General features: G+C 65.5%; 20 protein-coding genes. 12 read left to right on the forward strand and 8 right to left on the reverse strand.

The window, feature by feature from the left end; translation table 11 throughout:
• Positions 1-13: 13 nt before the first annotated feature.
• Complete coding sequence (locus ACIBW7_RS01520; protein WP_397043004.1) at positions 14-1,894, forward strand: ABC transporter ATP-binding protein; 1,881 nt, start codon at positions 14-16, stop codon at positions 1,892-1,894.
• A 48-nt stretch (positions 1,895-1,942) separates the two neighbouring features.
• Here the strand turns inward: ACIBW7_RS01520 and ACIBW7_RS01525 are convergent, their stop codons facing one another.
• Together ACIBW7_RS01525 and ACIBW7_RS01530 are read right to left on the reverse strand one after the other, a co-directional pair.
• Positions 1,943-2,938: an oxidoreductase gene (locus tag ACIBW7_RS01525; protein ID WP_397043006.1), complete on the reverse strand. Its 996-nt coding sequence runs from the start codon at positions 2,936-2,938 to the stop codon at positions 1,943-1,945.
• 65 nt (positions 2,939-3,003) lie between these two features.
• A complete protein-coding gene (locus ACIBW7_RS01530; protein ID WP_397043007.1) occupies positions 3,004-4,074 on the reverse strand; it encodes a DNA polymerase IV in 1,071 nt (356 codons plus the stop codon).
• A 119-nt stretch (positions 4,075-4,193) separates the two neighbouring features.
• Between ACIBW7_RS01530 and ACIBW7_RS01535 the strand changes: the two genes are divergently transcribed.
• Positions 4,194-4,580 carry a DUF1707 domain-containing protein gene (locus tag ACIBW7_RS01535; RefSeq protein ID WP_397043009.1) on the forward strand — a complete coding sequence of 129 codons (387 nt, stop codon included), beginning with the start codon at positions 4,194-4,196 and terminating at the stop codon, positions 4,578-4,580.
• Positions 4,556-4,792, forward strand: a complete 237-nt coding sequence (locus ACIBW7_RS01540; RefSeq protein WP_397043011.1) for a hypothetical protein — start codon at positions 4,556-4,558, stop codon at positions 4,790-4,792. Before ACIBW7_RS01535 ends, ACIBW7_RS01540 begins: the two co-directional genes overlap by 25 nt.
• A 118-nt stretch (positions 4,793-4,910) precedes the next feature.
• Here the strand turns inward: ACIBW7_RS01540 and ACIBW7_RS01545 are convergent, their stop codons facing one another.
• Positions 4,911-6,593: an FAD-dependent monooxygenase gene (locus tag ACIBW7_RS01545; RefSeq protein ID WP_397043013.1), complete on the reverse strand. Its 1,683-nt coding sequence runs from the start codon at positions 6,591-6,593 to the stop codon at positions 4,911-4,913.
• Positions 6,594-6,700: 107 nt separating this feature from the next.
• Positions 6,701-9,043, reverse strand: a complete 2,343-nt coding sequence (lon, locus tag ACIBW7_RS01550; RefSeq protein WP_397044125.1) for an endopeptidase La — start codon at positions 9,041-9,043, stop codon at positions 6,701-6,703.
• Between the two features lie 183 nt (positions 9,044-9,226).
• On the opposite strand from lon, the gene ACIBW7_RS01555 reads away from it, so the two are divergent.
• The 9 genes from ACIBW7_RS01555 to ACIBW7_RS01595 all read left to right on the forward strand — a co-directional run bounded on the left by ACIBW7_RS01555 (position 9,227) and on the right by ACIBW7_RS01595 (position 17,204).
• Positions 9,227-9,676: a MerR family transcriptional regulator gene (locus tag ACIBW7_RS01555; RefSeq protein ID WP_397043015.1), complete on the forward strand. Its 450-nt coding sequence runs from the start codon at positions 9,227-9,229 to the stop codon at positions 9,674-9,676.
• 159 nt (positions 9,677-9,835) lie between these two features.
• Positions 9,836-10,363, forward strand: coding sequence for a hypothetical protein (locus tag ACIBW7_RS01560; RefSeq protein ID WP_397043017.1), 528 nt, complete (start codon positions 9,836-9,838; stop codon positions 10,361-10,363).
• Complete coding sequence (locus ACIBW7_RS01565) at positions 10,360-11,382, forward strand: PrsW family intramembrane metalloprotease (RefSeq protein WP_397043018.1); 1,023 nt, start codon at positions 10,360-10,362, stop codon at positions 11,380-11,382. Before ACIBW7_RS01560 ends, ACIBW7_RS01565 begins: the two co-directional genes overlap by 4 nt.
• An 85-nt stretch (positions 11,383-11,467) precedes the next feature.
• The gene (locus ACIBW7_RS01570; protein WP_397043020.1) at positions 11,468-12,823 is read left to right on the forward strand and encodes a hypothetical protein; all 1,356 of its coding nucleotides are present in this window, start codon (positions 11,468-11,470) and stop codon (positions 12,821-12,823) included.
• Between the two features lie 131 nt (positions 12,824-12,954).
• Entirely contained in the window at positions 12,955-13,740 is a 786-nt protein-coding gene (locus ACIBW7_RS01575; RefSeq protein ID WP_397043022.1) for a TIGR03084 family metal-binding protein, read from the forward strand.
• Positions 13,741-14,087: 347 nt separating this feature from the next.
• A complete protein-coding gene (locus tag ACIBW7_RS01580; RefSeq protein ID WP_397043024.1) occupies positions 14,088-14,795 on the forward strand; it encodes a hypothetical protein in 708 nt (235 codons plus the stop codon).
• 19 nt (positions 14,796-14,814) lie between these two features.
• Positions 14,815-15,993: an L-2-hydroxyglutarate oxidase gene (lhgO, locus tag ACIBW7_RS01585; protein WP_397043026.1), complete on the forward strand. Its 1,179-nt coding sequence runs from the start codon at positions 14,815-14,817 to the stop codon at positions 15,991-15,993.
• A gap of 151 nt (positions 15,994-16,144) precedes the next feature.
• Positions 16,145-16,615 (forward strand): SRPBCC family protein, encoded by a 471-nt coding sequence (locus ACIBW7_RS01590; protein WP_397043027.1) that lies wholly within the window; start codon positions 16,145-16,147, stop codon positions 16,613-16,615.
• 10 nt (positions 16,616-16,625) lie between these two features.
• Positions 16,626-17,204 (forward strand): ribonuclease H, encoded by a 579-nt coding sequence (locus tag ACIBW7_RS01595; RefSeq protein WP_397043029.1) that lies wholly within the window; start codon positions 16,626-16,628, stop codon positions 17,202-17,204.
• 102 nt (positions 17,205-17,306) lie between these two features.
• Here the strand turns inward: ACIBW7_RS01595 and ACIBW7_RS01600 are convergent, their stop codons facing one another.
• From ACIBW7_RS01600 to ACIBW7_RS01615, 4 genes are all read right to left on the reverse strand, one after another.
• Positions 17,307-18,035 carry a hypothetical protein gene (locus ACIBW7_RS01600; RefSeq protein ID WP_397043030.1) on the reverse strand — a complete coding sequence of 243 codons (729 nt, stop codon included), beginning with the start codon at positions 18,033-18,035 and terminating at the stop codon, positions 17,307-17,309.
• 108 nt (positions 18,036-18,143) lie between these two features.
• The gene (locus tag ACIBW7_RS01605; RefSeq protein ID WP_397043032.1) at positions 18,144-19,322 is read right to left on the reverse strand and encodes an MlaD family protein; all 1,179 of its coding nucleotides are present in this window, start codon (positions 19,320-19,322) and stop codon (positions 18,144-18,146) included.
• Between the two features lie 64 nt (positions 19,323-19,386).
• A complete protein-coding gene (locus tag ACIBW7_RS01610; RefSeq protein ID WP_397043034.1) occupies positions 19,387-20,493 on the reverse strand; it encodes an MCE family protein in 1,107 nt (368 codons plus the stop codon).
• Complete coding sequence (locus ACIBW7_RS01615; protein WP_397044127.1) at positions 20,490-21,602, reverse strand: MlaD family protein; 1,113 nt, start codon at positions 21,600-21,602, stop codon at positions 20,490-20,492. The genes ACIBW7_RS01610 and ACIBW7_RS01615 overlap by 4 nt, the downstream gene beginning before the upstream one ends.

Raw genomic sequence — 21,602 nt, forward strand, 5'->3', positions numbered from 1 at the left:
AGGGAGCAGCACGGTGAGTATCGAATCGGTGGCCTGGAGCCAGATGTATCGGCGGGCGAACGCGCCGCAGGAGCAGCGGCCGTTCCGGCTCGCGACCGCGCAGCGCATTCTGCGGTTCGCGCGGCCACACCGCCGCCGGATCGGTGCGTTCTTGCTGTTCAGCGTGGTGTCCGCACTGCTCGCGGTGGCAACGCCGGTGCTTGCCGGGCGGGTGGTCAACGACATCGTCGGTGGCTCGGCGCCGCGCGTCGTGGTTGCCCTCGCCGTCCTGATCGGCGGGCTCGCGGTGGTCGATGCCGCGCTCGGGGTGATCATTCGCTGGCTGTCCTCGCGGATCGGTGAGGGGCTGATCCTGGATCTGCGCACAGCCGTGTTCGATCATGTGCAGAAGATGCCGGTCGCGTTCTTCACCCGGACCCGCACCGGCGCGCTCGTCAGCCGATTGAACAACGATGTGATCGGCGCGCAGCGCGCGTTCAGCGACACGCTCTCCGGTGTCGTCACGAATCTGGTCACCCTCGCGCTCACCCTCGCCGTCATGGTCCGCATCTCCTGGCAGATCACGCTGCTCGCGCTGGTGCTGCTGCCGGTGTTCGTCGTTCCGGCGCGACGGATGGGCAATCGGCTGGCCGGATTGCAGCGGGAAGCCGCGGGCCTCAATGCGGCGATGAGCACCCAGATGACCGAACGGTTCTCCGCACCCGGCGCGACGCTGGTGAAGCTGTTCGGACGGCCGCAGCAGGAGTCGGACGAATTCGCACTCCGCGCACGTCGGGTGCGCGATATCGGGGTGCGCACGGCGATGCTGCAGACGGTGTTCGTCACCTCGCTGACCCTGGTTTCGGCGCTGGCACTGGCCCTGGTCTACGGACTCGGCGGGTGGTATGCGCTGCGCGGTCAGTTGGATGCCGGTGCGGTGGTGTCGCTTTCGCTGTTGCTGACCCGCCTCTACACACCGCTCACCGCGCTGGCCAGCGCGCGGATGGAGATCATGTCCGCGCTGGTGAGCTTCGAGCGGGTCTTCGAGGTGCTGGATCTGAAACCGCTGATCGAGGACGCACCGGATGCCGTCGCGGTGCCGGCGGGTCCGGTCGCGGTGGAACTGGACGATGTCACCTTCGGCTACCCGTCGGCCGACAAAGTGTCGCTCGCCTCGCTCGAGGATGTCGCGACGCTGGATACCCGCGGCGGGGTGGAGGTGCTGCACAATGTTTCGCTGCGGGCCGAGCCCGGTCAGCTCGTCGCGCTGGTCGGTTCCTCCGGTGCCGGGAAATCCACTGTGGCCCAACTTGTTTCCCGGCTCTATGACGTGGACGGCGGTGCGGTGCGGCTCAACGGTACCGATGTGCGCGAGCTGACCACGACCTCGATCCGGGACACCGTCGGACTGGTAACCCAGGACGGCCACCTGTTCCACGACACCATCCGCGCCAATCTGCTGCTGGCCCGACCCGAGGCCACCGAGGCCGAACTGTGGGATGCGTTGCAGCGGGCCCGGTTGCGTGAGCTGGTGACGTCACTGCAGGACGGGCTGGACACCGTCGTCGGCGAACGCGGCTACCGCCTCTCCGGCGGTGAACGCCAGCGACTGACCATTGCCCGGCTGCTGCTCAAGCAGCCACGCGTGGTGATCCTCGACGAGGCGACCGCCTCACTGGACTCGACCTCGGAGGCCGCTGTCCAAGAGGCGCTTTCCGAAGCGCTGGACGGTCGAACCGCACTGGTCATCGCACATCGCCTCTCCACAATTCGGGCCGCCGACCAGATCCTGGTGCTCGAGGACGGACGCATCGTGGAGCGCGGCACGCACACCCAACTGCTCGCCGCCGACGGACGCTACGCGGAGCTGTACCGCACGCAGTTCGCGGACGAGCCGGTCGAGGTCGCGGCCTGAGCCATTACCCGCCGAAGCCCGGCTCGTTCCGGGCTTCGGCGGGTACCGTCAGAATTCCCCGGCGACGCCGAATACGGTGCGGCCGGAGTGGCTGCCGTGCTGAATGGCATGCAGGACCTGCTCGGCCTCGGTGATCGGAGCGAAGTTCTCGATGGTCGAAAGATGTTGGGGCCGCAGCTCATTGGCGAGTCGTGCCCACAGCGCGCGGCGCTTGTCGATCGGGACGTACGCGGAGTCGATGCCGAGCAGCGATACGCCGCGCAGGATGAAGGGCAGGACGGTGGTCGGCAGATCCGGGCCGCCGGTGAGGCCGCTGACCGCGACCGCACCGCCGTAGCCGATCGCGCTGAGAATATAGGCGAGGGATTTGCCGCCGACGCTGTCCACCGCGCCGGCCCAGGTGGCCTTGGACAGTGGACGCAGTTTCGCATCCGGATCCTCCGGCAATCGACCGATCACCTCGTTCGCGCCGAGTTCGGCCAGCCGATCACCCGCATCGGTCTTTCCGGTGGAGGCGATCACCTCGAAACCGAGGCCCGACAGGATATCGATGGCGACGCTGCCGACACCGCCCGTCGCTCCGGTGACCAGCACCGCGCCGCTCTCCGGGGTGAGTTCGTGATCGAGCAGACCCTGCACACTGAGTGCGGCGGTGAAACCGGCGGTGCCGAGCGCGGCCGCATCACGGGTGCTGAGGCCGTCGAGCCCGACCACCCAGTCGGCGGGCACCCTGGCGTATTCGGCGAACCCGCCGTGATGCGAAACGCCGATGTCATAGCCGTGCGCCACCACCTGATCACCGGGCGCGAAATCGTCGACCTCGGAGGTGACGACCTCACCGGTGATATCGATGCCGGGGATAATCGGATAATTCCGGACCACGCCACCGCCCGCGGTGATCGCCAGCCCGTCCTTGTAGTTCGCGCTCGAGTAGTGCACCTTGATCGTGACCTCACCCGGCCCGAGGAAGTCCTCGTTGACCTGCTGCCGCGTGAGCACGATCCCGCTGTCCGATTCTTGTGCCACCATCGCCCAGAACTCCATGCCGACGAGCATACGAGCGTCGGCCGGTGCCGGGGTGGATCTTCGGCGCCGGCTATTGGCGCCGGCTATTGCGGGACGAGTTCGAGGCGGACGCCGAGCAGCCTGACCGGCCGATCCAATTCGAACCGATCGATGATGCGGAGGGCGGTTTCCACGATGGCCGCGATATCGGTGGTCGGCTCGGGGAGTTTCTCCTGTTTGCTACGGGTGTAGAAGGTATTGCTGCGAACGGTCACCGAGACGCGCAACGGGGTGCGGCCCGCGGCCGCCATCTCCTCGCCGACCTCGGTAGCCAGTCGCGCCACCTGTGCGCGGATCTCCTCGGGATCGGTCAGATCGTGTGGAAAGGTCTCGGATTTACTGCGGCCCACCGGAATTCGTGGTTCGGTGGTGACATCGGTATCGCCCTTGCCGTGGCCGAGCACCCAGAGATACGGGCCGGTATTCGGGCCGAATTCGGCGGCGAGGCGCTGGCGATCGGCGGCCATCAGATCGGCGACGGTTTCGATGCCGAGTTCGGCCATCCGCGCGGCGATCCGATTTCCGATGCCCCACAGCGCATTAGTCGGACGATGCGCCATCACCTCGACCCAGCTCGCGGCGGTGAGCCGGAAGATCCCCGCCGCCGCGCCAACGGTATCTGCGGGCGCGGCCGAGGACTTGCCCGCGGATTTGGCGAAGCCGGTCGCCAGCTTGGCCGTGAGCTTGTTGTCGCCGATGCCGATGGCACAGGTCAGTTCCAATTGTGCGATGGCGCTGCGGATTTCGCGTGCGAGCTGCTCCGGATCGTCGGTATCGGCGGCGAGGAAGGCCTCGTCCCAGCCCCATACCTCGACGCTGCCGGGAAAGGTCCGCAGCAGCGCCATCACTTCGTCGGAAGCCTCCTCATAGGTGGCCATATCCAATGGCAGGAAGATTCCGTCGGGACATTTGCGCTTGGCCGAGCGCAATGCCATCCCCGCGCGCACCCCGAATGCTCTGGCCGGATACGACGCGCAGGTCACCACCTTGCGTGGTTCGTCGGGATCGCCATTGCCGCCGACGATGACCGGCAGGCCGCGCAGCTCCGGATGGCGGCGGAATTCCACCGCCGCCTGGAACTGGTCGAGATCGACGTGCAGCAGCCACCTGGGCATATATAGGTCTTACCGCATGACCATGACAAGCAGCGGAAATTGGCCACGAACGTCCGCGGTCGACTCGGAAACGAGCCGTCCGTACGATCTCGGTCAGGACAAGCCAGGGGAGATGCCGCATGACCGACGCACCGGAGAATCTGCCCGCGGTTCGGGTCGGCGATATCGATCGCGAGGTCGCGGCCAAGCAGCTGCAGCTCGCTGTCGACGAGGGGCAACTCGATCTGCTCGAGCTGGATAAACGGCTGGTCGCGGTTTATTCGGCGCAGACGGCGCAGGAACTCGTCGCCATCACCGCCGATCTGCCAGTGATCGCCGCCGCGCGCGAACCCATCGAACTGCGCACCGGCAGTGGGGCGCGGGTGAAGCCGGCGCGTGGATCGTCCCGGCCGAGATCACGGCCGAATGCAGCTCCGGCGGCATCAAAATCGACTTCACGCAGGCACTTTGCCCACACCGCGAGGTCGTGGTCCATGTCGCCGTGGGTTCCGGCACAGTCCAGTTGATCGTGCCGCGCGGCTGGCGGGTCGACCTCGATCGGGTGCAGGCCAGCAGCGGCACCGTCAAGAACAAAGTGACCGAGACCAGTCTGCCCGGATCGCCGCTGCTCCGAGTCGACGGGGAGATCGGCTCCGGGGCCGTGGTGGCGAAGTATCCGCGCCCGCCACGGCGATCGTTCCTTGCCTGGCTGCTGCGCCGGCCTCGGCCGACCGTCTGACCGCTGCTGAGCAACGGCTTCACCATCACCTACCAGTGGCCTGTCGCCGGTACCCGGCTACGCGCCGAGACCACCGTCACCGGGTCGACGCGCCGCCAAGCCGTCGTCCATCCGAAATCTATGCCGAGCGCCCGGACACCGAACCGGTGCTGCGTGCGGTTGCCCAGGGCAATGCGCGCTCGGTCGAGCGTGCACTCGGCAGCTGAGCATCCGCTGACCAGCCCATGAGCGACCGCAATGTCGTGGCGAGCGACCGGGGATACAGGCCCTCATCGGAGCGCGCGGCCACATGTCCGTCCGGGCGCACCAGCAGCGCACCGCCCTCCGGCAGATCGGTGCGGGCACCCCATTCGGCGCCCAAGCCGTGCACCGCGATCTCGACACCGGTCGCGCGCTGCGCATCGGCCGCAGCATCGCGCCAGGCAGCCGAGTTTCCGGCGATCAGAATCGCGTAACCGGGTCCACAGAGATCCAAGGTCGAGGTGGTGTGCTCGGCATCGAGCCACAGATGCGGCAGTCGCGTTCCGACCTGTCCGGTCAGCCGATCGACATGCGGCTCGACCCATTCGATGCAATCCGCGGGTTTGCGCGATACCGCACTCGACGCGTACCGGAAGCGCGACATGACCGCACCGAAATCCAACCGACGCGCCAAAATCTCTGCGTTGTCAGGGGTTTCGATGCCGTAGCGGGTTTCGAAGTCGTCTCCCAGATTGGCCTGTTCAGCGGCGATGATCGCACGCGACCACCGTTCGGCCTGATAGGAATCGAGCAGTGCGGGGCCGCCGGTACCCGACAGCACCGCGGCCAGTTTCCAAACGAGATTATGTGCGTCGGCGACACCGGTATTGCCGCCGAAACCACCCCACGGCGCGTGCCGGTGGGCGGCGTCACCGGCGAGGAAGACCCGGCCGCGCCGATATTCGTCGGCCACGAAACTGCCGGTGTCCCAAGCACTTCGCGCCAGCACCTCGATCTCGATATCGGGCACGCCGATCGCGCCGCGGATCAGCTCGATGCAGCGCTCGTCCGGATAGTCCGCGGCCGTCTCACGGGTCGGATCGTATTCGAGCTGGAAGGACCATTCGTCGGTGTTGTTCTTGGACAAGACGAGTCCGCGCATGGTGTCGTTGCTTATCTCGCACTGGCTGAAGGTGCGACCGCCCAGGACACCCGTAAGATCCGTCCGCACAAAGGCATTGATGTAGTGCCGGGTCGGCGGCAGCTCCCAGCCGGCGATACCCAATGCCCGACGGACCGGACTGGCCGCACCGTCGGCCGCGATGAGGTAGTCGGCCCGGATAACCGAGCTGCGGCCCGACTCGTCACGCAGGGTTGCGGTGACACCCGCGTCATCGGTTTCGAAGTCGATGAGCTCGACCCCGAATCGGAGATCACCACCGCGCTCGCGTGCCTGCTTCGCGAGCACCGGCTCCAGCAGCACCTGGGGCAGGAAGCAGAACTGCGATGGGCTGGGATCGGCCGCCGCCATTGCCGCCCGCAAGTGACTAAGGTCGAGCGGCTCAGCCGTGATCAGGCTGGTGCCCCTGCTCGCGCCGCCGAAGCTGCCCGCCCGCAATGCGGTCACGGCGGCCCGCTTGACCGGCTCCTCGACACCGACCTGACGGAACAGCTCGGAGGTCCTGGTGTGCAGGCCGCGAGCCTTCGGCAACGCCGATGCCGTGGTCCGCTTTTCGACGAGAACATAAGGGACATCGTGATATTCGAGGAACAGCGCGGCCGATAGTCCGACCAGGCCGCCGCCGACAACGAGAACGGGAATCCGCTGGGTAGGAGTCATGCACCGATCGTGTGCGCGCGGGCTTGCACCGCCCTTGCGTCGCGGTCACGGCGACCATGCATACGAAACGGGCCGTACCCGCGGGTACGGCCCGTTCGAGGCGAATATCAGGCGCTCGCCGCGAAGGCGGGGGCGTCCAGGGCCGGTTCGGCGACCGGTTCGATGGCGTAGGCCAGGATGTCGGCCACATCGGCGACCGGGCGCACATCCAGGGCGGCCAGCACCTCGGCGGGCACGTCGTCCAGGTCCGGCTCGTTGCGAGCCGGAATGAACACCGTCTTCAGACCCGCGCGCTGCGCAGCCATCAGCTTCTGCTTGACCCCGCCGATCGGCAGCACCCGGCCGTTCAGCGTGACCTCACCGGTCATGCCGACATCCGCGCGCACCTGCCGCCCGAGCGCCAGCGACACCAGGGCCGTGACCATGGTGACACCCGCCGACGGCCCGTCCTTCGGCACCGCACCCGCCGGGAAGTGGATGTGAATATTGCGATCCAGCACGGACGGTTCGAGGCCGATCTCCGCCAGGTGCGAGCGCACGTAGGTGAGGGCGATCTGCGCCGACTCCTTCATGACATCACCCAGCTGACCGGTCAGGGTGAGCGCGCGCTCGCCCTCGGCGCCGTTGGCCTCGATGTAGAGGACATCGCCGCCGAGACCGGTGACCGCCAAACCCGTTGCCACACCGGGGACCGCGGTGCGTTCCACCGAATCCGGGGTGAAGCGCGGACGACCCAGGTAGTCCTTCAGGTTCTCCAGGTCTATCGTCAGCGACTCCAGCGCGTCGTATCCCAGCTCGGCGTCGTAACCCAGCGACACCACGTTGTCGGCCGAACCAGTTCTGTCCTCGGACAGCCGAGTCGCGGCCTTGCGCAGTGCCTTCGCGATCAACCGCTCCATCTGCCGCACACCGGCTTCCCGGGTGTAGTTGGCCGCGACCTCGCGCAATGCCTCGTCGGTGATCGAAACCTCCTCGGCGGTAAGCGCATTGCGTTCCAGTTGCCGTGGCACCAGGAAGTCGCGGGCGATGGCGACCTTGTCGTCCTCGGTGTATCCGTCGACGGTGATCATTTCCATGCGGTCCAGCAGCGGACCGGGAATGGTCTCCAGGACATTCGCGGTCGCGATGAACAGCACGTCGGACAGGTCCAGGTCCAGATCCAGGTAGTGGTCGCGGAACGTGTGGTTCTGCGCCGGATCCAGCACCTCGAGCAGTGCCGCGGCCGGATCGCCGCGGAAGTCCGAGCCGACCTTGTCGATTTCGTCCAGCAGGACAACGGGATTCATCGATCCCGCCTCCTTGATGGCCCGCACGATCCGGCCCGGCAGCGCACCGACGTAGGTGCGCCGGTGACCGCGGATCTCCGCCTCGTCGCGCACACCGCCGAGGGCGACGCGAACGAACTTGCGGCCCATGGCCCGTGCCACCGACTCACCGAGTGAGGTCTTGCCGACACCGGGCGGGCCGACCAGCGCGAGCACGGCGCCGGAACCACGTCCGCCGACGACCTCGAGTCCGCGCGCGGCCCGGCGGGAGCGCACGGCCAGGTACTCGACCATGCGATCCTTGACCTCGTCGAGGCCGTGATGATCGGCGTCCAGCACCGCGCGGGCGGCCGAAACATCGGTGCTGTCGGTGGTTTTCACGGTCCACGGCAGGTCGAGGACGGTATCCAGCCAGGTCCGGATCCAGCCGGATTCCGGGCTCTGATCGCTGGCCCGCTCCAGTCGACCGACCTCGCGCAACGCCTCGGCGCGCACGTCATCGGGCAGATCGGCCTGCTCGACCCGGGTGCGGTAGTCGTCGGCGCCGTCGGGCTCGTCCTCGCCCAGTTCCTTGCGAATGGCATTGAGCTGCTGGCGCAATAGGAATTCGCGCTGACTCTTCTCCATGCCCTCGCGGACATCTTCGCTGATCTTCTCGGTGACCTCCGCCTCGGCGATATGCGCCTTGGTCCACTCGATCAGCTTGGTCAAACGCTGTGCGGTATCGGGGGTTTCGAGCAGCTCACGCTTCTCGTCGGTGGTCAGGTACGGCGCGTAGCCCGCGGTGTCGGCGATCGCCGACGGATCGGTCAGCTGATTGACCGCGTCGATGATCTGCCAGGCCTCGCGGCGCTGCAGCACCGAAACGACCAGCTTCTTGTATTCGGCGGCAAGCTCTTTGGTGCGACCGTCGGCGGCGGGCGTCTCGACCGGTTCGGCCTCGACCCACAGCGCGGCACCCGGCCCGGTGACCCCGTGGCCGATCTTGGCGCGCCGTTCGGCCTTCAGCACCGCGGCGGGCGCGCCACCGCGCATCCGGCCGACCTGTTCGATGGTTGCGACGACGCCGTAGGAGGCGTAGCCCTCGGTCAATCGGGGTGCGAGCAGCACCGCGTCGGTATTCGCGGCGCGCGCGGCGTCGATGGCGGCCTGCGCCGATTCGTCCAGTTCGATGGGCACGACCATGCCCGGCAGCACGATCGGATCGGTCAGGAACAGCACCGGCAGGTTCTGTGGTGTAGTCACGTGTTCGACCCTTCCAAAAGTTGAGCGATGTCCAGTCAACCCCGGGCCTTCCATGTTTGTTCCGCACCGCTGCCCACGTTCGCTCAGAGCGATCAGCGTTCGATGCGGCCTAGAATTCAGAGCGTGTTCGAAGTCGATGCGTGGCCGGTATTCGGACCTGTTCGCTGCGACAATCCGGACGGTCTGAGTATCGGCGAGGCCGCCCGCCGCACCGGGGTCAGCGTGCACACCCTGCGCTACTACGAGCGCGCCGGCCTGGTCACCACCCCCGTCGACCGCACCGCCAGCGGGCGGCGGCGCTACCACCAGCTCGACCTGGACTGGATCTACGTTTGCACCAGGCTGCGCGCGACCGGAATGCCCATCCAGACCATCCGTCGCTACGCCGAACTCGTAGCCGCCGGAAACGGCAACGAACCGGAACGCATCGCGCTGATGGAGGCACACCGGGCCGAGGTGGTCGCCAAACTCGCCGAGATCCAGGAGAACCTCGCGCTCATCGACCGCAAGCTCGACATCTACCGAGGTCGAATCGCGATCGGCGACCGCGATTTCACTGCAGACCCGGGCTGATACGTCCGAGTCCGGTCACCGTCGATCGAGATGGTCCACCTCGGGCAGCTCGTCGGCAATGGCATAGGTGTTGCGGCGCTGAGAAGGGCGGGACCGCCCTATTGTTGGGCGGACCGTGCCGGTATTCGCTGAACCGCTGCATCCGAGAGGAGCACGTTGGTGTTCGGGCAGGACTGGAAGCAGGCGGGGGCGGTGCTCGTCGTTGTCGGCGGACTGATCGGTATTCCGCCCGTGCTCGCGGCGATTGTTCCGCTGCGGGAGACGGCGGTTGCGGTGGATGCCGAGGTCGAGTTGACCGCGCCGGGAGAGAAGCCCGATACGGTCGAATTCTCGGGGGTCTCCGGCTGGGAGCGCAGCCCGACAGGGGATGCGGCTACGGCAGTGTTGGCGAGTCCGCGCGGCTCGCGACTGGTGGCGACGGTGGTCGACGGGGTCACCGATTTTCGCGATGCGGCCCAGTGGCAGCTGAAGGTGTTGCGGGTACAGGGGTTCGACGCGGTTTTCGACGGCGGCGAGGTGCACAACTCGAACGGATTCGGCGGGCTCACCTGCCGTCGGCCGACCGAGCCCGGGGTCTGCGCGATTGTCGGTAAGGACAATCTCGCGGTCACGCTGGTACTCGGCGGGGACGATCCGCGGCTGAGCGAATTGCAGCCGATTCTGGATTCGCTGCAGGTGACGTCGTGAAGTGGTGGCAGCCGAAATCCGCACTGTTCTGGGTATATTGCGCGACGCTGGTCGCCGGTGCGTTCGGACTGGCCGTGCAGATCGCCCCGGTGCTCAGCCTGACCTGGAGTGATGTGCTGGTCGGTTTGCCGTTCACGGTGGCGACGCTGGTCATCTTCGGGTGGGTCATCCTGCATCTGGACCGGTTGCGCGCCCGCCACCGGATTCGGACGCCGCTGGTCATGGGGTTCCTGTGGGGTGCGCTGGCCGGACCGGGCATCGCCATGTGGGCCAACGACCACAACATGCGCGTCATCCAGAATTTGGCCGGTGACCCGTTCGCCCGCAACTGGCAGGCCCCGATCTCCGCGGCGATTGTCGAGGAGGGCATCAAGGGTGCGGGCGTATTCACCGTCGCCTGGCTGAGTCGCCCGCTCCTGCAACGGCCGATGCACGGACTGCTGCTCGGCGCATTCGTCGGCCTGGGCTTTCAAGTGATCGAAGACCTGACCTACGAGGCCAACTCGGGATTGCTGTCGGCACAGGGGGATGCGTCCTACGCGGTGCTCGTCGGCATCGTCCGGTTGATCACCGGAATCACCTCACACTGGCTGCTCACCGCCATCGCGGGGATCGGCATCGTGCCGGCCGTGGCTCGATCGGACTGGTCGTCGGCACACCGCGTCCGCATCTTCGCCACCTTCTATTTGCTCGGCTGCGCACTGCACTTCGGTTGGGACGCACCGGATCCGGCGAATGTGCCGATCGTCGGCACCACCGCACGCACCATCTGCTATTTGCTGGTATTCGCAGTGGTCTACGCCTGGGTGCTGCGCAGCGAACGGCATTGGTTCACAACGACGATCGCCCGCCCCGAGGCCATGGCCATCGCACCCCCGGCCGAACTACACAGTCTGATCACGCGCCGCACCCGACGCCATGCTCGTAGGGAAATGCATGTGCACGGCCGCCGCAACCGCCGTCTGCTGGAACGCAGGCAACGCATGCTGCTGGATGCGGTGCAGAACCTCGGGGCTTAGTCCCGCATTGACACCCCGTCGGAGCCAATGAGAATGTTGGCAACCAGATATCTCACCACTTGGGCGGCTTTAGGGGGATCCCACGATGACGACACTCACCTCCGGAGTGTTCATCGATTGGGAAGAGCTGACCGGCCTGTCCAAGTTCTCCGTCGATCTGATCACCTTTCCGATCTTCAGTGCGCTCGCCGGTTGGCTCACCAACTGGACCGGTGTGCTGATGCTGTTCTGGCCGGTCGTTTTTCGCGGAATCCGGATTCCTGGCCTCCAGGTGTTGTATCCGTATTTTCCGCGCCGGGTCCAGGTGCTGCCGACATTCTCCGGTGACGGCCGCCGGCTCGGATTCCAGGGATTCATTCCGGCGCGCGCAGAGAAGATGGCGAGCATTTGCGTGGACAAGGCGCTGATGCGCATCGGCAGTCCGCGCGATTTCATCCACGAACTGGATCTGGAGAGTATTGCCGATTACATCGCGATACTCGCGAGCAAACAGGTCGAACCGCTCGTCGACGAGGTGATGTACCGGGAGAATCCGGACCTGTGGCGCGGTGTGCCGAAGGCGATGAAACAGGTCGTCTATCAGCGGGTGGACCGGGAATTGCCCGGATTGACCCGGCGGGCCTTCGAATCGCTCGGCGACAATGTCGACCAGCTCATCGATATCAAAACCTTCGTCATCCGGTATCTGCAGGAAAACCCGTACATTCTCAAGGATCTGACCACCACGATCGCCGCCCCCGAATTGCGTTTCATGGTGCGCATCGGGCTGCTCGGTGCGCCGTTCGGCCTGCTGCTCGCGCTGTATATGCATGTGCACCACACCATTCCGGTGTTCGGCTGGGTACCGGGTTGGGTGATCGTGCTGGTTGCCTCGGCGGCGATCGGCGTGATCGTGAATGTCATCGCGGTCAAGATGGTCTTCGAACCGGGTGATCCGCAGCCGCGCTACAAGTACTTGTGGAAGCAGGCGCTGCTGGCCAAGCGGCAGCCGCAGGCGGCGACCGATCTCGCGCATATCCTCGCCTACCAGGTGCTGACGCTGCCGAACCTGTCCAAGGAACTGCTCGACGGTCCGAACGGCGATAAGACCAGACAGCTGATCGAGCGGCTGGTCTCCGATGAGATCCATCGCCAGCTCGGCCCGACCACCTCGATCGTGCGTGTCGCCTTCGGCCGCCGCCAGTTCGACAATCTCAAGGTCGGCGCCGCGGGCGCGGCGGTCGGGCTGGCTCCCAGCCTGGTCGAGGACGAGGCATTCACCCTCGAGCAGGCCGAGAAGATCGATGAGTTCGCCGCACGCAAGCTCCAGGACCTCACCCCGGGGGAGTTCATGGAGATGTTCTACGCCTCCGTCGAGCAGGATGCCTGGCTGTTGTATCTGCACGGCGCGCTGCTCGGTTTGGTGGTCGGCGCCGCCCACCTGACGATTTTCGGCTGGTAACCCGGCCCGAATCCGGTCGCCGGCGCCCTCGCGTCAAATACAAGCACGCATGCTTGCATTTTTTTGAGTCCGCTGCGATGCTGAACCACGACGGTGTACGAAGCAGTGCGCCTGGACGGGACAGGGATCTGATGGCCGACCTAGACGCGCTCCTGCGCGATTTCGCCGACGACTGCGCGGAACTGGAACGAATCGTCGCCCCGCTGGCGGACTGGTCCGCGCCGACACCGGCGCCCGGCTGGAGTATCGCCCATCAGATCGGCCATCTGGCCTGGACCGACGAGGTCGCCGCGCTGGCCGCCACCGATCCGGACGGTTTCGCGAAGCTGGTCGAGGAAGCGGGCCCGAAGGCGTTCACCTTCGTCGACGAGGCGGCCGAGGAGGCGGCCACCGCACCCGCCGCCGAATTGCTCGACCGATGGCGCCGCGGCCGTGCCGGTCTGATCGAGGCCCTGCGCGCGCTGCCGTTGGGCACCAAACTGCCGTGGTTCGGACCGCCGATGAGCCCGGCATCCATGGTCAGCGCACGCATGATGGAGACCTTCGCACACGGTCAGGACATCGCCGACGCACTCGGGCTGACCAGGACACCGACCGCCCGGCTGCGCACGGTCGCTCATATCGGCGTGCGCACCAGGAACTTCGCGTACACAGTGCGCGGAAAGACTGTGCCGGCCGAGGAATTCCGGGTCGAACTCACCGCACCGGACGACAGCGTGTGGTCCTGGGGCCCCGAGGATGCCGCGCAGAAAGTGACCGGTCAGGCACTCGACTTCTGCCTGCTGGTTACCCAGCGACGGCACCGTGACGATCTCGCGCTGGAAACGATGGGTGCGGACGCCGCCGAATGGCTCACCATCGCACAGGCTTTCGCAGGACCGACGGGTGACGGGCGGTCGGCGGGCCAGTTCGCCTGACCCGCCGCATCCGAACCATCGGGTCCGGCCGGAATTCTAGGTGCGGGCGAGCGCCACACTTGGGTGCGCCGTTCGTGTCGGCCGGACGCCGTTGGCCGGGTGTCTCGATGTGGCAGTCGAGAATGACGCTCGCCAGCTAAGAGTATTTACCCGCTTGTCAGCTTGTAGAAACATTGACGATGCCATTCGGCTCGAGTTCGGTATGCGGGCATCACCCGGCTTTGTGATGCTGATCTCCCCCATGCGGTGCCACCTGCCGCCACCCCTGTAACCTGGACAAGCGTACGGCTTTCAACGATGCGGGCCGCGTGGTGAGGGGATCAGGGGCGGACGGAAAGGAACGCATCGTGGCACATAAGCCTGCCCAGATCGCTCGGCATACCGCCATCGTGCTCGCGGGCGCCGCCAGCCTCAGTCTCACCGTTACCGCGGGAGCCTACATCGTCCACCAGATGGCCGACACCCAGCACGCCACCAACGACGTGGCCGCACCACCCGCGGTTCGGATTCCGGATGTCGACACCGACTACGGACCCGTGCTCTCCGATGCCATATTGACCGGTGGAACTCGCGACCTGCCCGCACTATTCGGCCGCTTCCCCGCCGAATCCAGCGATGGCACCGTGAAAATCTCTCAGGCCCATACAGATTCGCCCGCCTCCGCCGGAATCAGCGGCAAACTGCGCCTCGGCACCGCCTATGTCGGCGCGCAGGTGGCACCGGGGCGCGCGAATTCCGTCACCTTCACGGTGGATACCAATGCGCTGACGGCACTGACGGATTTCCTGTTCACCGAACCGGTTCGGGACCGGCTCGGTATCCACGCGGATCCGGGCGGGGTCACCCAGTTGCGCACCGAGGTCGATACGCACAACGGCGAAGTGACGCTCACCTTCTCGGATCCGACCCTCGGTGAACACGGCCTGCGCCTCGATCGCAATCCCGCGCCGAGCACCGAACATGTTGCGACCGTGGAAGATTCGGCCACGTCGGGAACGGTCGACACGACCCCGAATCCGACCACGACGACGGCGAACCACACCATCGCGGTCTAGTCCGCCTACGCTGCGTCCCATGTACGACTTCTGTGTCATCGGGGGCGGGATCGTCGGAGTCGCGACGGCGCATCGGATTCTGCGACGTCATCCGGGTGCGAGCCTGGTGCTCGTCGACAAGGCCGACGCACTCGCGACCCATCAGACCGGACACAACAGCGGCGTCATCCATTCCGGCATCTACTACCCGCCGGACAGTCTGAAGGCGCGGCTGTGCCGAAAGGGCGCCGCGTGGACGAAGGAATTCGCCGCGGCACAGGGCATTCCGTTCGAGGTATGCGGAAAACTGCTGGTGGCCACCGATGCCGCCGAATACCGGCGGATGCTCGCGCTGCACGAACGCTCGGTCGCCAACGGGGTCGATATCGAACTCGTCGACACTGCCGAACTAACTCGCCGCGAACCGCATGTGAGCGGTGTCGGCGCATTGTTCGTGCCCGCCACCGGCATCATCGACTTCACCCGCGTCACCAACGCACTCGCCGAGGAGGTCCGGGCCGCGGGCGGCGAAATCGTGCTGAATGCCGAGGTCACCGCACTCACCGAAACTGCCGATGCGGTCACCGCAGCGGGTCCCGCGGGTTCCTGGACGGCGCGCACCCTGGTGGTCTGTGCGGGTCTGCAAGCCGACCGGATGGCCGCACTCGCCGGTCTGAAAACCGATTTCCGCATCGTGCCGTTCCGCGGCGAGTACTACCAGCTACCGCCCAGCCGATCCGGACTGGTGCGCACGCTGATCTATCCGATTCCCGATCCGAATCTGCCCTTCCTCGGGGTACATCTGAGCCCGATGATCGATGGCACCCTGACCGTCGGCCCCAATGCGGTGCTCGGCCTGGCCAGGGAGGGCTACCGCAAGGGCAGCTTCGACGCCCTCGACGCCCGTGCGGTGCTCGGTTTTCCCGGCTTCCACCGAGTGGCCCGCGCCCATATGCGCACCGGACTGCGCGAATTGCGCAACTCCCTGTTCAAACGCGGCTATCTGGCCGAATGCCGAAGGTACTGCCCGGAGCTCACGATCGCGGATCTGCGACCGCGCGAGGCGGGCATCCGCGCGCAGGCGGTACTGCGTGACGGCACCCTGGTACACGACTTCCTGATCGAACGCACACCGCGCTCGATTCACGTGCTCAACGCACCGTCACCGGCGGCGACCTCGGCGATGCCGATCGCCGAATACATCGTCGACCAACTGTGACCCCACCGAGTTAGCTGGGTTGCGCGTTCCAGCAAACCAAGCGACCGCCCGGTCATCAATGTGGTAAGCCCGCCAACCAAATTCCCGGCAACCCCTCGAATAAAGAGGAGAGCTGTAGTACTTTTAGCGGCAGCCAACAGGGAGGGGCCCTATGGGCCACATCAAGTACGCGAGCGACGTCGGAGCCCCGGTCGAGGTGGCTTTCACCTATACGGACAACCATCAGTTCGTGCCGGATTGGATGTTCGCCGTCGCCGCGTTCGAGCCGAAAGGTGAGCTCGACCAGGGTTTCGGTGCGGTCTTCACGACTCGGATCAGGCTGGGACTATGGCGGCCGACCATCGAATGCGAGATCACCGAATACCGGCGCAATGTGGTGATCGGCTACACACTGCGCGGCCAGTTGTCAGGCACTTTGACGCTGCGCTTCGACCCGCTCGGCTACGGACGCTCGGTGCTGACCTCGCAAGCGGAGTACGCTCCACCGAGTGGGCTGTTCGGTCGACTGTACCTGCGCCTGGTGGATTCCGCCGTGCGCTCGGCACTGCGCCGAACCGAATCCCAGTTGCGAAGGGAGATAGAGGAATTCCACGGTACCGATCTTGTCGGTCGGATTGCGTAGGGTGCCATCTATGATCATCGTGAGCACCGACGGATCCTGCCTCCGCAATCCCGGCGGCGCCATCGGCTGGGCTTGGGTCAATCATCAGGGCGGTTCACGCAGCGGGGGAGCCGCCACCGGAACCAACCAGGTCGCGGAGCTGCGCGCGCTATTGGAGGCGGTACTCGCCCATCCCGGCGAGGAACCGCTGTTCATCGAGAGCGATTCGCTGTACGCGATCAAATGCGCCTCGGAGTGGATCTTCGGCTGGCGGACCAACGGCTGGCGCACCGCCAGCGGCGGCGCGGTGAAGAACGTCGAACTCATCAAACAGATCGACCGGGCCATCGCCTCCCGGCCGGGACCGGTCCGGTTCCGTTGGGTGCGTGGACACGTCGGCAATTACTTCAACGAAATGGCCGACACCCTCGCGGGCGAGGCGGCCAGACAGGCTGCGGCCTCCGCGGCGGCCGGTGAGGTCCCGACCGCGGAACTCCCCGAGCTGCAGCCGGTGCTCGAGGACTCCTCCGACAAGACCACAAAATCCGCCCGGCCGCGGTCAGCGGGGAAGCCGGTCGCGCCAGCACCTCAGGCATTGACCTTGTTCTGAGTCCACCGGGCGCGACCGGGCGCAAGACCGCCGGAAAAGACCTCCGGGCGGGTGGTGCCATTCCCACCCGCCCGGAGGCGCTTTTCGGAGTAGATAATCCGATCAGTTGCCCATCTGCTTCAGGATGGGCAGATCGAACTTGTCGACCAGCCACTTGTCGCCGACCTTCTTCAGACCGGCCACGACCACGAGCTCCACCTTGCTCGGCGGCTTGTTCGCGGCGGCGATATTCACATTGGTGGTGGTCTGACCGATCACCACCAGCACATTCGCGTTCTCGGTATCGCCGGACTGGAAGCCGCACTGCACGTCGTAGGTGGACGAGGTGGCCTTGGCATCGATGACGACACCCTTGAGGTCCTGGCCGAGCTTGGCGAACTGATCCTTCCAGTCACCGGTCGACGCTGCATCCACCTTCTTCAGGTACTCGTCGATGGTCTGCGGATCGTAGGTGGAGATCAGCTTGCCGTATTCGCACGCCGCCGCGGTGGCGTCTGCATGCGCGTCCAACTCGTCGCCGCGATTTCCGGCCTGCCGGTAGAACACCACGACGGCGGTGACCGCCGCGACGAGCAGCACACCGGCGACGAACGCCCCGATGATCGGTACCAGTGCGCCGGAACCCTTGCCACCGCCCTGGGCCACGGGTTGTTCGGCACCCTTGGCCGACTTGTCCGCGGTTGGCTTCGGGGCCGCCGGCGGCGCGGCGGCTACCGCATCGCTCGACTTCCCGATCTCGACCGTCTTGTCCTCGGCGGACGCGTCGACCTTGGCATCGGCTTCCTCGGCATCCGAGTTCTGCTTCTCGGCGCCGACATCATCTGTGGACATCGATACAATCCTGCACTTTCCCGGCGCACCCGAGCGCACCGATATGGCCTTGTCGGTCCGCATCGGACGAACCGTTCGCACTCTGGGGGCGAGTATCGCTGTGGCTGGTCACCGCAGCGGCGGCGGGGTCAATTCATTCTGATCCGCACCCGGCGGCATCTGCGCGCCGTTGTCCGGCACGTTCGGCCGCGGGGCATTCGCCGAACCGCGAATCTGCAGGCCGGGCGGCGGATTCTCGCAGTAGTTCCACTTGGGCAGCGAGCCGTCCTGGATGACCTCATTGCGGATCGGCGTGTGCTTGTACTGGCAGATCGGCCGAATCCAGACATCGACGACCGTGTAGAACTCGTTGTCGTGCGCGGGCACACCCGCGGCGGACAACCCGAGGTTCAGCGCCGGGAACAGCGCCTGCAGCGCCGGGATCCGCAGCTGCGCGGCCTTGGTCACCGCCGCGAAGTTGGCCGCCAGACTGGTGATCGGATCGGCCGTCTTGTCCAGTACCGCGCCGAGACTGGTCAGCTGTCCCGGTGCCTTCTCCAGGATCGCCTGCAATTCGGCGTTGGCATTGTTGAACTGATCGAACAGCTGACCCGAGTTGCGGGTCAGGGTCCCCAGATCGGGCTGCGCGTTCGAGGTGGTGTTCGCGATGGTGCGCAGGTTGGTGATCAGGTTCTGGGTCTGCGGGAGCAGATTGTCCAAACCGGCCATGGCCAGGCTGATGCCGTTGACCATGCCGCGCAACTGATCCGGGCCACCGCTCAGCGCGGTGTCCAGGTTGGCCAGGATGACACTGAATTTATCCGGATCGACCTGGGCGATCAGTGCGCTGGAGTTGTCGAGCACCGACCAGACCGGGGTGGGGGTCTTGATCTTCTCCGGATCGAACTGGATGACCGAACCGTCCTTCAGGAACGGCGCCTGCTCGGTATTCGGCCGGAAGTCGATGTATTGCTCACCGGCGCCGGAGAGCGCACCCACCGAGATCTTGGTGTCGACCGGAATCTTGTACTTCGAGTCGATATCGGCCTTCGCGGCAATGGACTGTCCGCGGTCGACCAATTCGATCGAAGTCACCTTGCCGACGCGGAAGCCGCGCAGCGTCACATCGTTACCGGGCTGCAGACCACCGGAGCGGTCCAGATGCACGGTGACGGCGTAGGTCGATTTCAGCGGGTTCACCCGCATGACGCTCACCAGCAGATAAGTGGCGCCCACAATGAACACCAGCACCAGGCCGATGGTGGACAGCAGCAGCTTGCGCTGCATCAGTTTGCCGAGCCAGCTCATGCCTGCACCTCGCCGGCGCTCGGTTCCGGCATGCGCTGCGCGCGCTGGCACATGATTCGCTCGCTCATCGGTGACCCCCTTGCAGTCGTCCCTGAATCGCCTGCAAGACGGTGATCAGGCTGCCCGCGAAGTCCGCGAGATCGCGGCCGTCGAAGAACTTGCCCTGCCCCGGATCCGACAACAAGCTGAAGTTGTGGATATTGGTCAGTGTGGCGTAGACCGCGAGGCTGTTGCCACGGAACGACGCGTCGATCGGACCGCGCATATCGTGCAGCGCGTCCAGCGCCGGACCGAAGTTCTGCTCGGTCTGCGACAGCGCGTCCATCAACTTCTTCACATTGTCGAGTAGATCGCTCAGCTGACCGCTCGAGGTGTTCGAGTAATCGCCGAGTGCCGCGCTGGTCACCGAAATCTTCTGCAGCAGATCGCCGATCGCCCGGTTGTTCTCCGCGACGGCGCCGATCATCTGCGGCAGCGTATCGGCCACCTGGCCCAATTCCGCATGCCGCCCCTCGATGGTGGTGGCCAGCGAACCGAACTGCGCGAGCACACTGTCGACCCGAGCGCTGTTTTCGTTCAAACTGCCGACCACGCCGGTCATTTCGGTGATCAGATGGGCCATCTGATCACCGCGACCGCCGACGATGGAGTCCATTTCCGAGGTCAGCTTGGTCAGTGCGGCGACACCACCACCGTTGAACAACATGGAGACCGATATCAACAGCTCCTCGACGGTGGCGCCCGCCGAGGTCTTGTCCAAGCCCAGCGTGTCGCCGTCGTGCAGGACCGGCGACCCCGGATCCGCCTTGGCCTTGGACACCGCGATGAACACATCGCCGAGCGGGGTGGCCTGGCGCAGTTCCGCCGTACTGCCGACCGGAAGTTCGATGTCCTTGCTGATCTTCAGATCGACAATGGCCTCGAAGTTCTTGGTCTGGATATTGGAGACCACACCGACATCCGAGCCACCGATCTTCACCTTCGCCTGATCGGGCAGATTCAGCGCATTCTCGAATTTCGCGTGCACGGTATAGGTTTCACCGGCCAAGCCTGGTTTGGGCAACGGCAGCTTCTCCACCGTGAAACCACAGCCGGAGGTGATGGCCACCCCGGATGCCGCCGCCAACGCGATCAGCGTGCGGCGGGCCTTCATCGTGAACCGGTCGCTCATTTGGTCATCCCCAGCAGTGCCGCCGTAATACCGAGGTCCGGACCGAGATCCTCGAGCTTGCCGGTGCGGCAGCCATCCGAACGCATCTGAATCCGTTCACAGAACAGACTCAGCAGTTCACCGTTGAGGAAGGTCGGCAGGTTGCCGTGCAGCCGGACATAACCCAACTCCCGGTTCATCGACCGGTCCAGGTTCTGCATGAGCAGCGGCGCGATGTCGACGACCTCGGTGAGGCCGCGGGCGTTGGCGCGCAACTGATCGGTCACCTTGGTCAGACCCTCCAGCGAACTGCCCAGCTGATCCTGGTACTGCACGAAGACCGAACTCGTATTGGCCAGGAAGTCGTTGAGCTGTTGCAGCGTGGCCTCCAGACCGGGGGCCTGATCGCTGAGCAGTCCGGTCATCTGCGTCATCCGATTGCTGAAATCGCGCACGGACTGGTCGTTTTCGGCCAACATCGTGGTCAGCTCGTTCAACTTGACGATGATGCTGGAGACCGCGTCCTTATTGTCGACGCCGACCTTCAACGCGCTGGAGAGCGCGTTGAGGGTGTCACGCATCTTCTCGCCGTTGCCGTTCAACATCGGATAGAGCACCCGACCCGATAGCGGACCGATTCCCTCGGTACCCGGTTTCGGCTCGAGCGCGGCGGCGAATTGATCGATGGTCTTGAGCATCGTATCCAGCTCGACCGGTGTCTTGGTCTTCGCCTTCGGCAGATGCGCACCGTCGGACATGGTCTCGCCCTGGGTGTAGACCGGAGTCAGTTCGACGTGCCGGTCGGTGACGATGGACGGCGAAACGATCGCGGCCATCGCGTCTTTCGGAATCTTGACGTCCTTGTCGATCGTCATATGCACTTCGACCAGCGTGCCCTTGGGAATGATCTTGTCGATCTTGCCGACCTGCAGACCGAGCACCGTGACCGGATTGCCCTCGAAGACGCCCGCGATGTTCTCGAAGTCCGCGGTGATCGTCATGGTATTGCCGAGTGCGCTGTTCACCGAACTCGGCACCAGCGAGCAGCTGCCGATTGCCAGGGCCGCCGCACTGACCATCAGTGGTTTGGCGATGCGCCCGATATTCGGGCGCCGCAGGTTGATTCGCAT

The sequence above is a fragment of the Nocardia sp. NPDC049526 genome (assembly GCF_044465765.1).
Lineage (GTDB): Bacteria > Actinomycetota > Actinomycetes > Mycobacteriales > Mycobacteriaceae > Nocardia.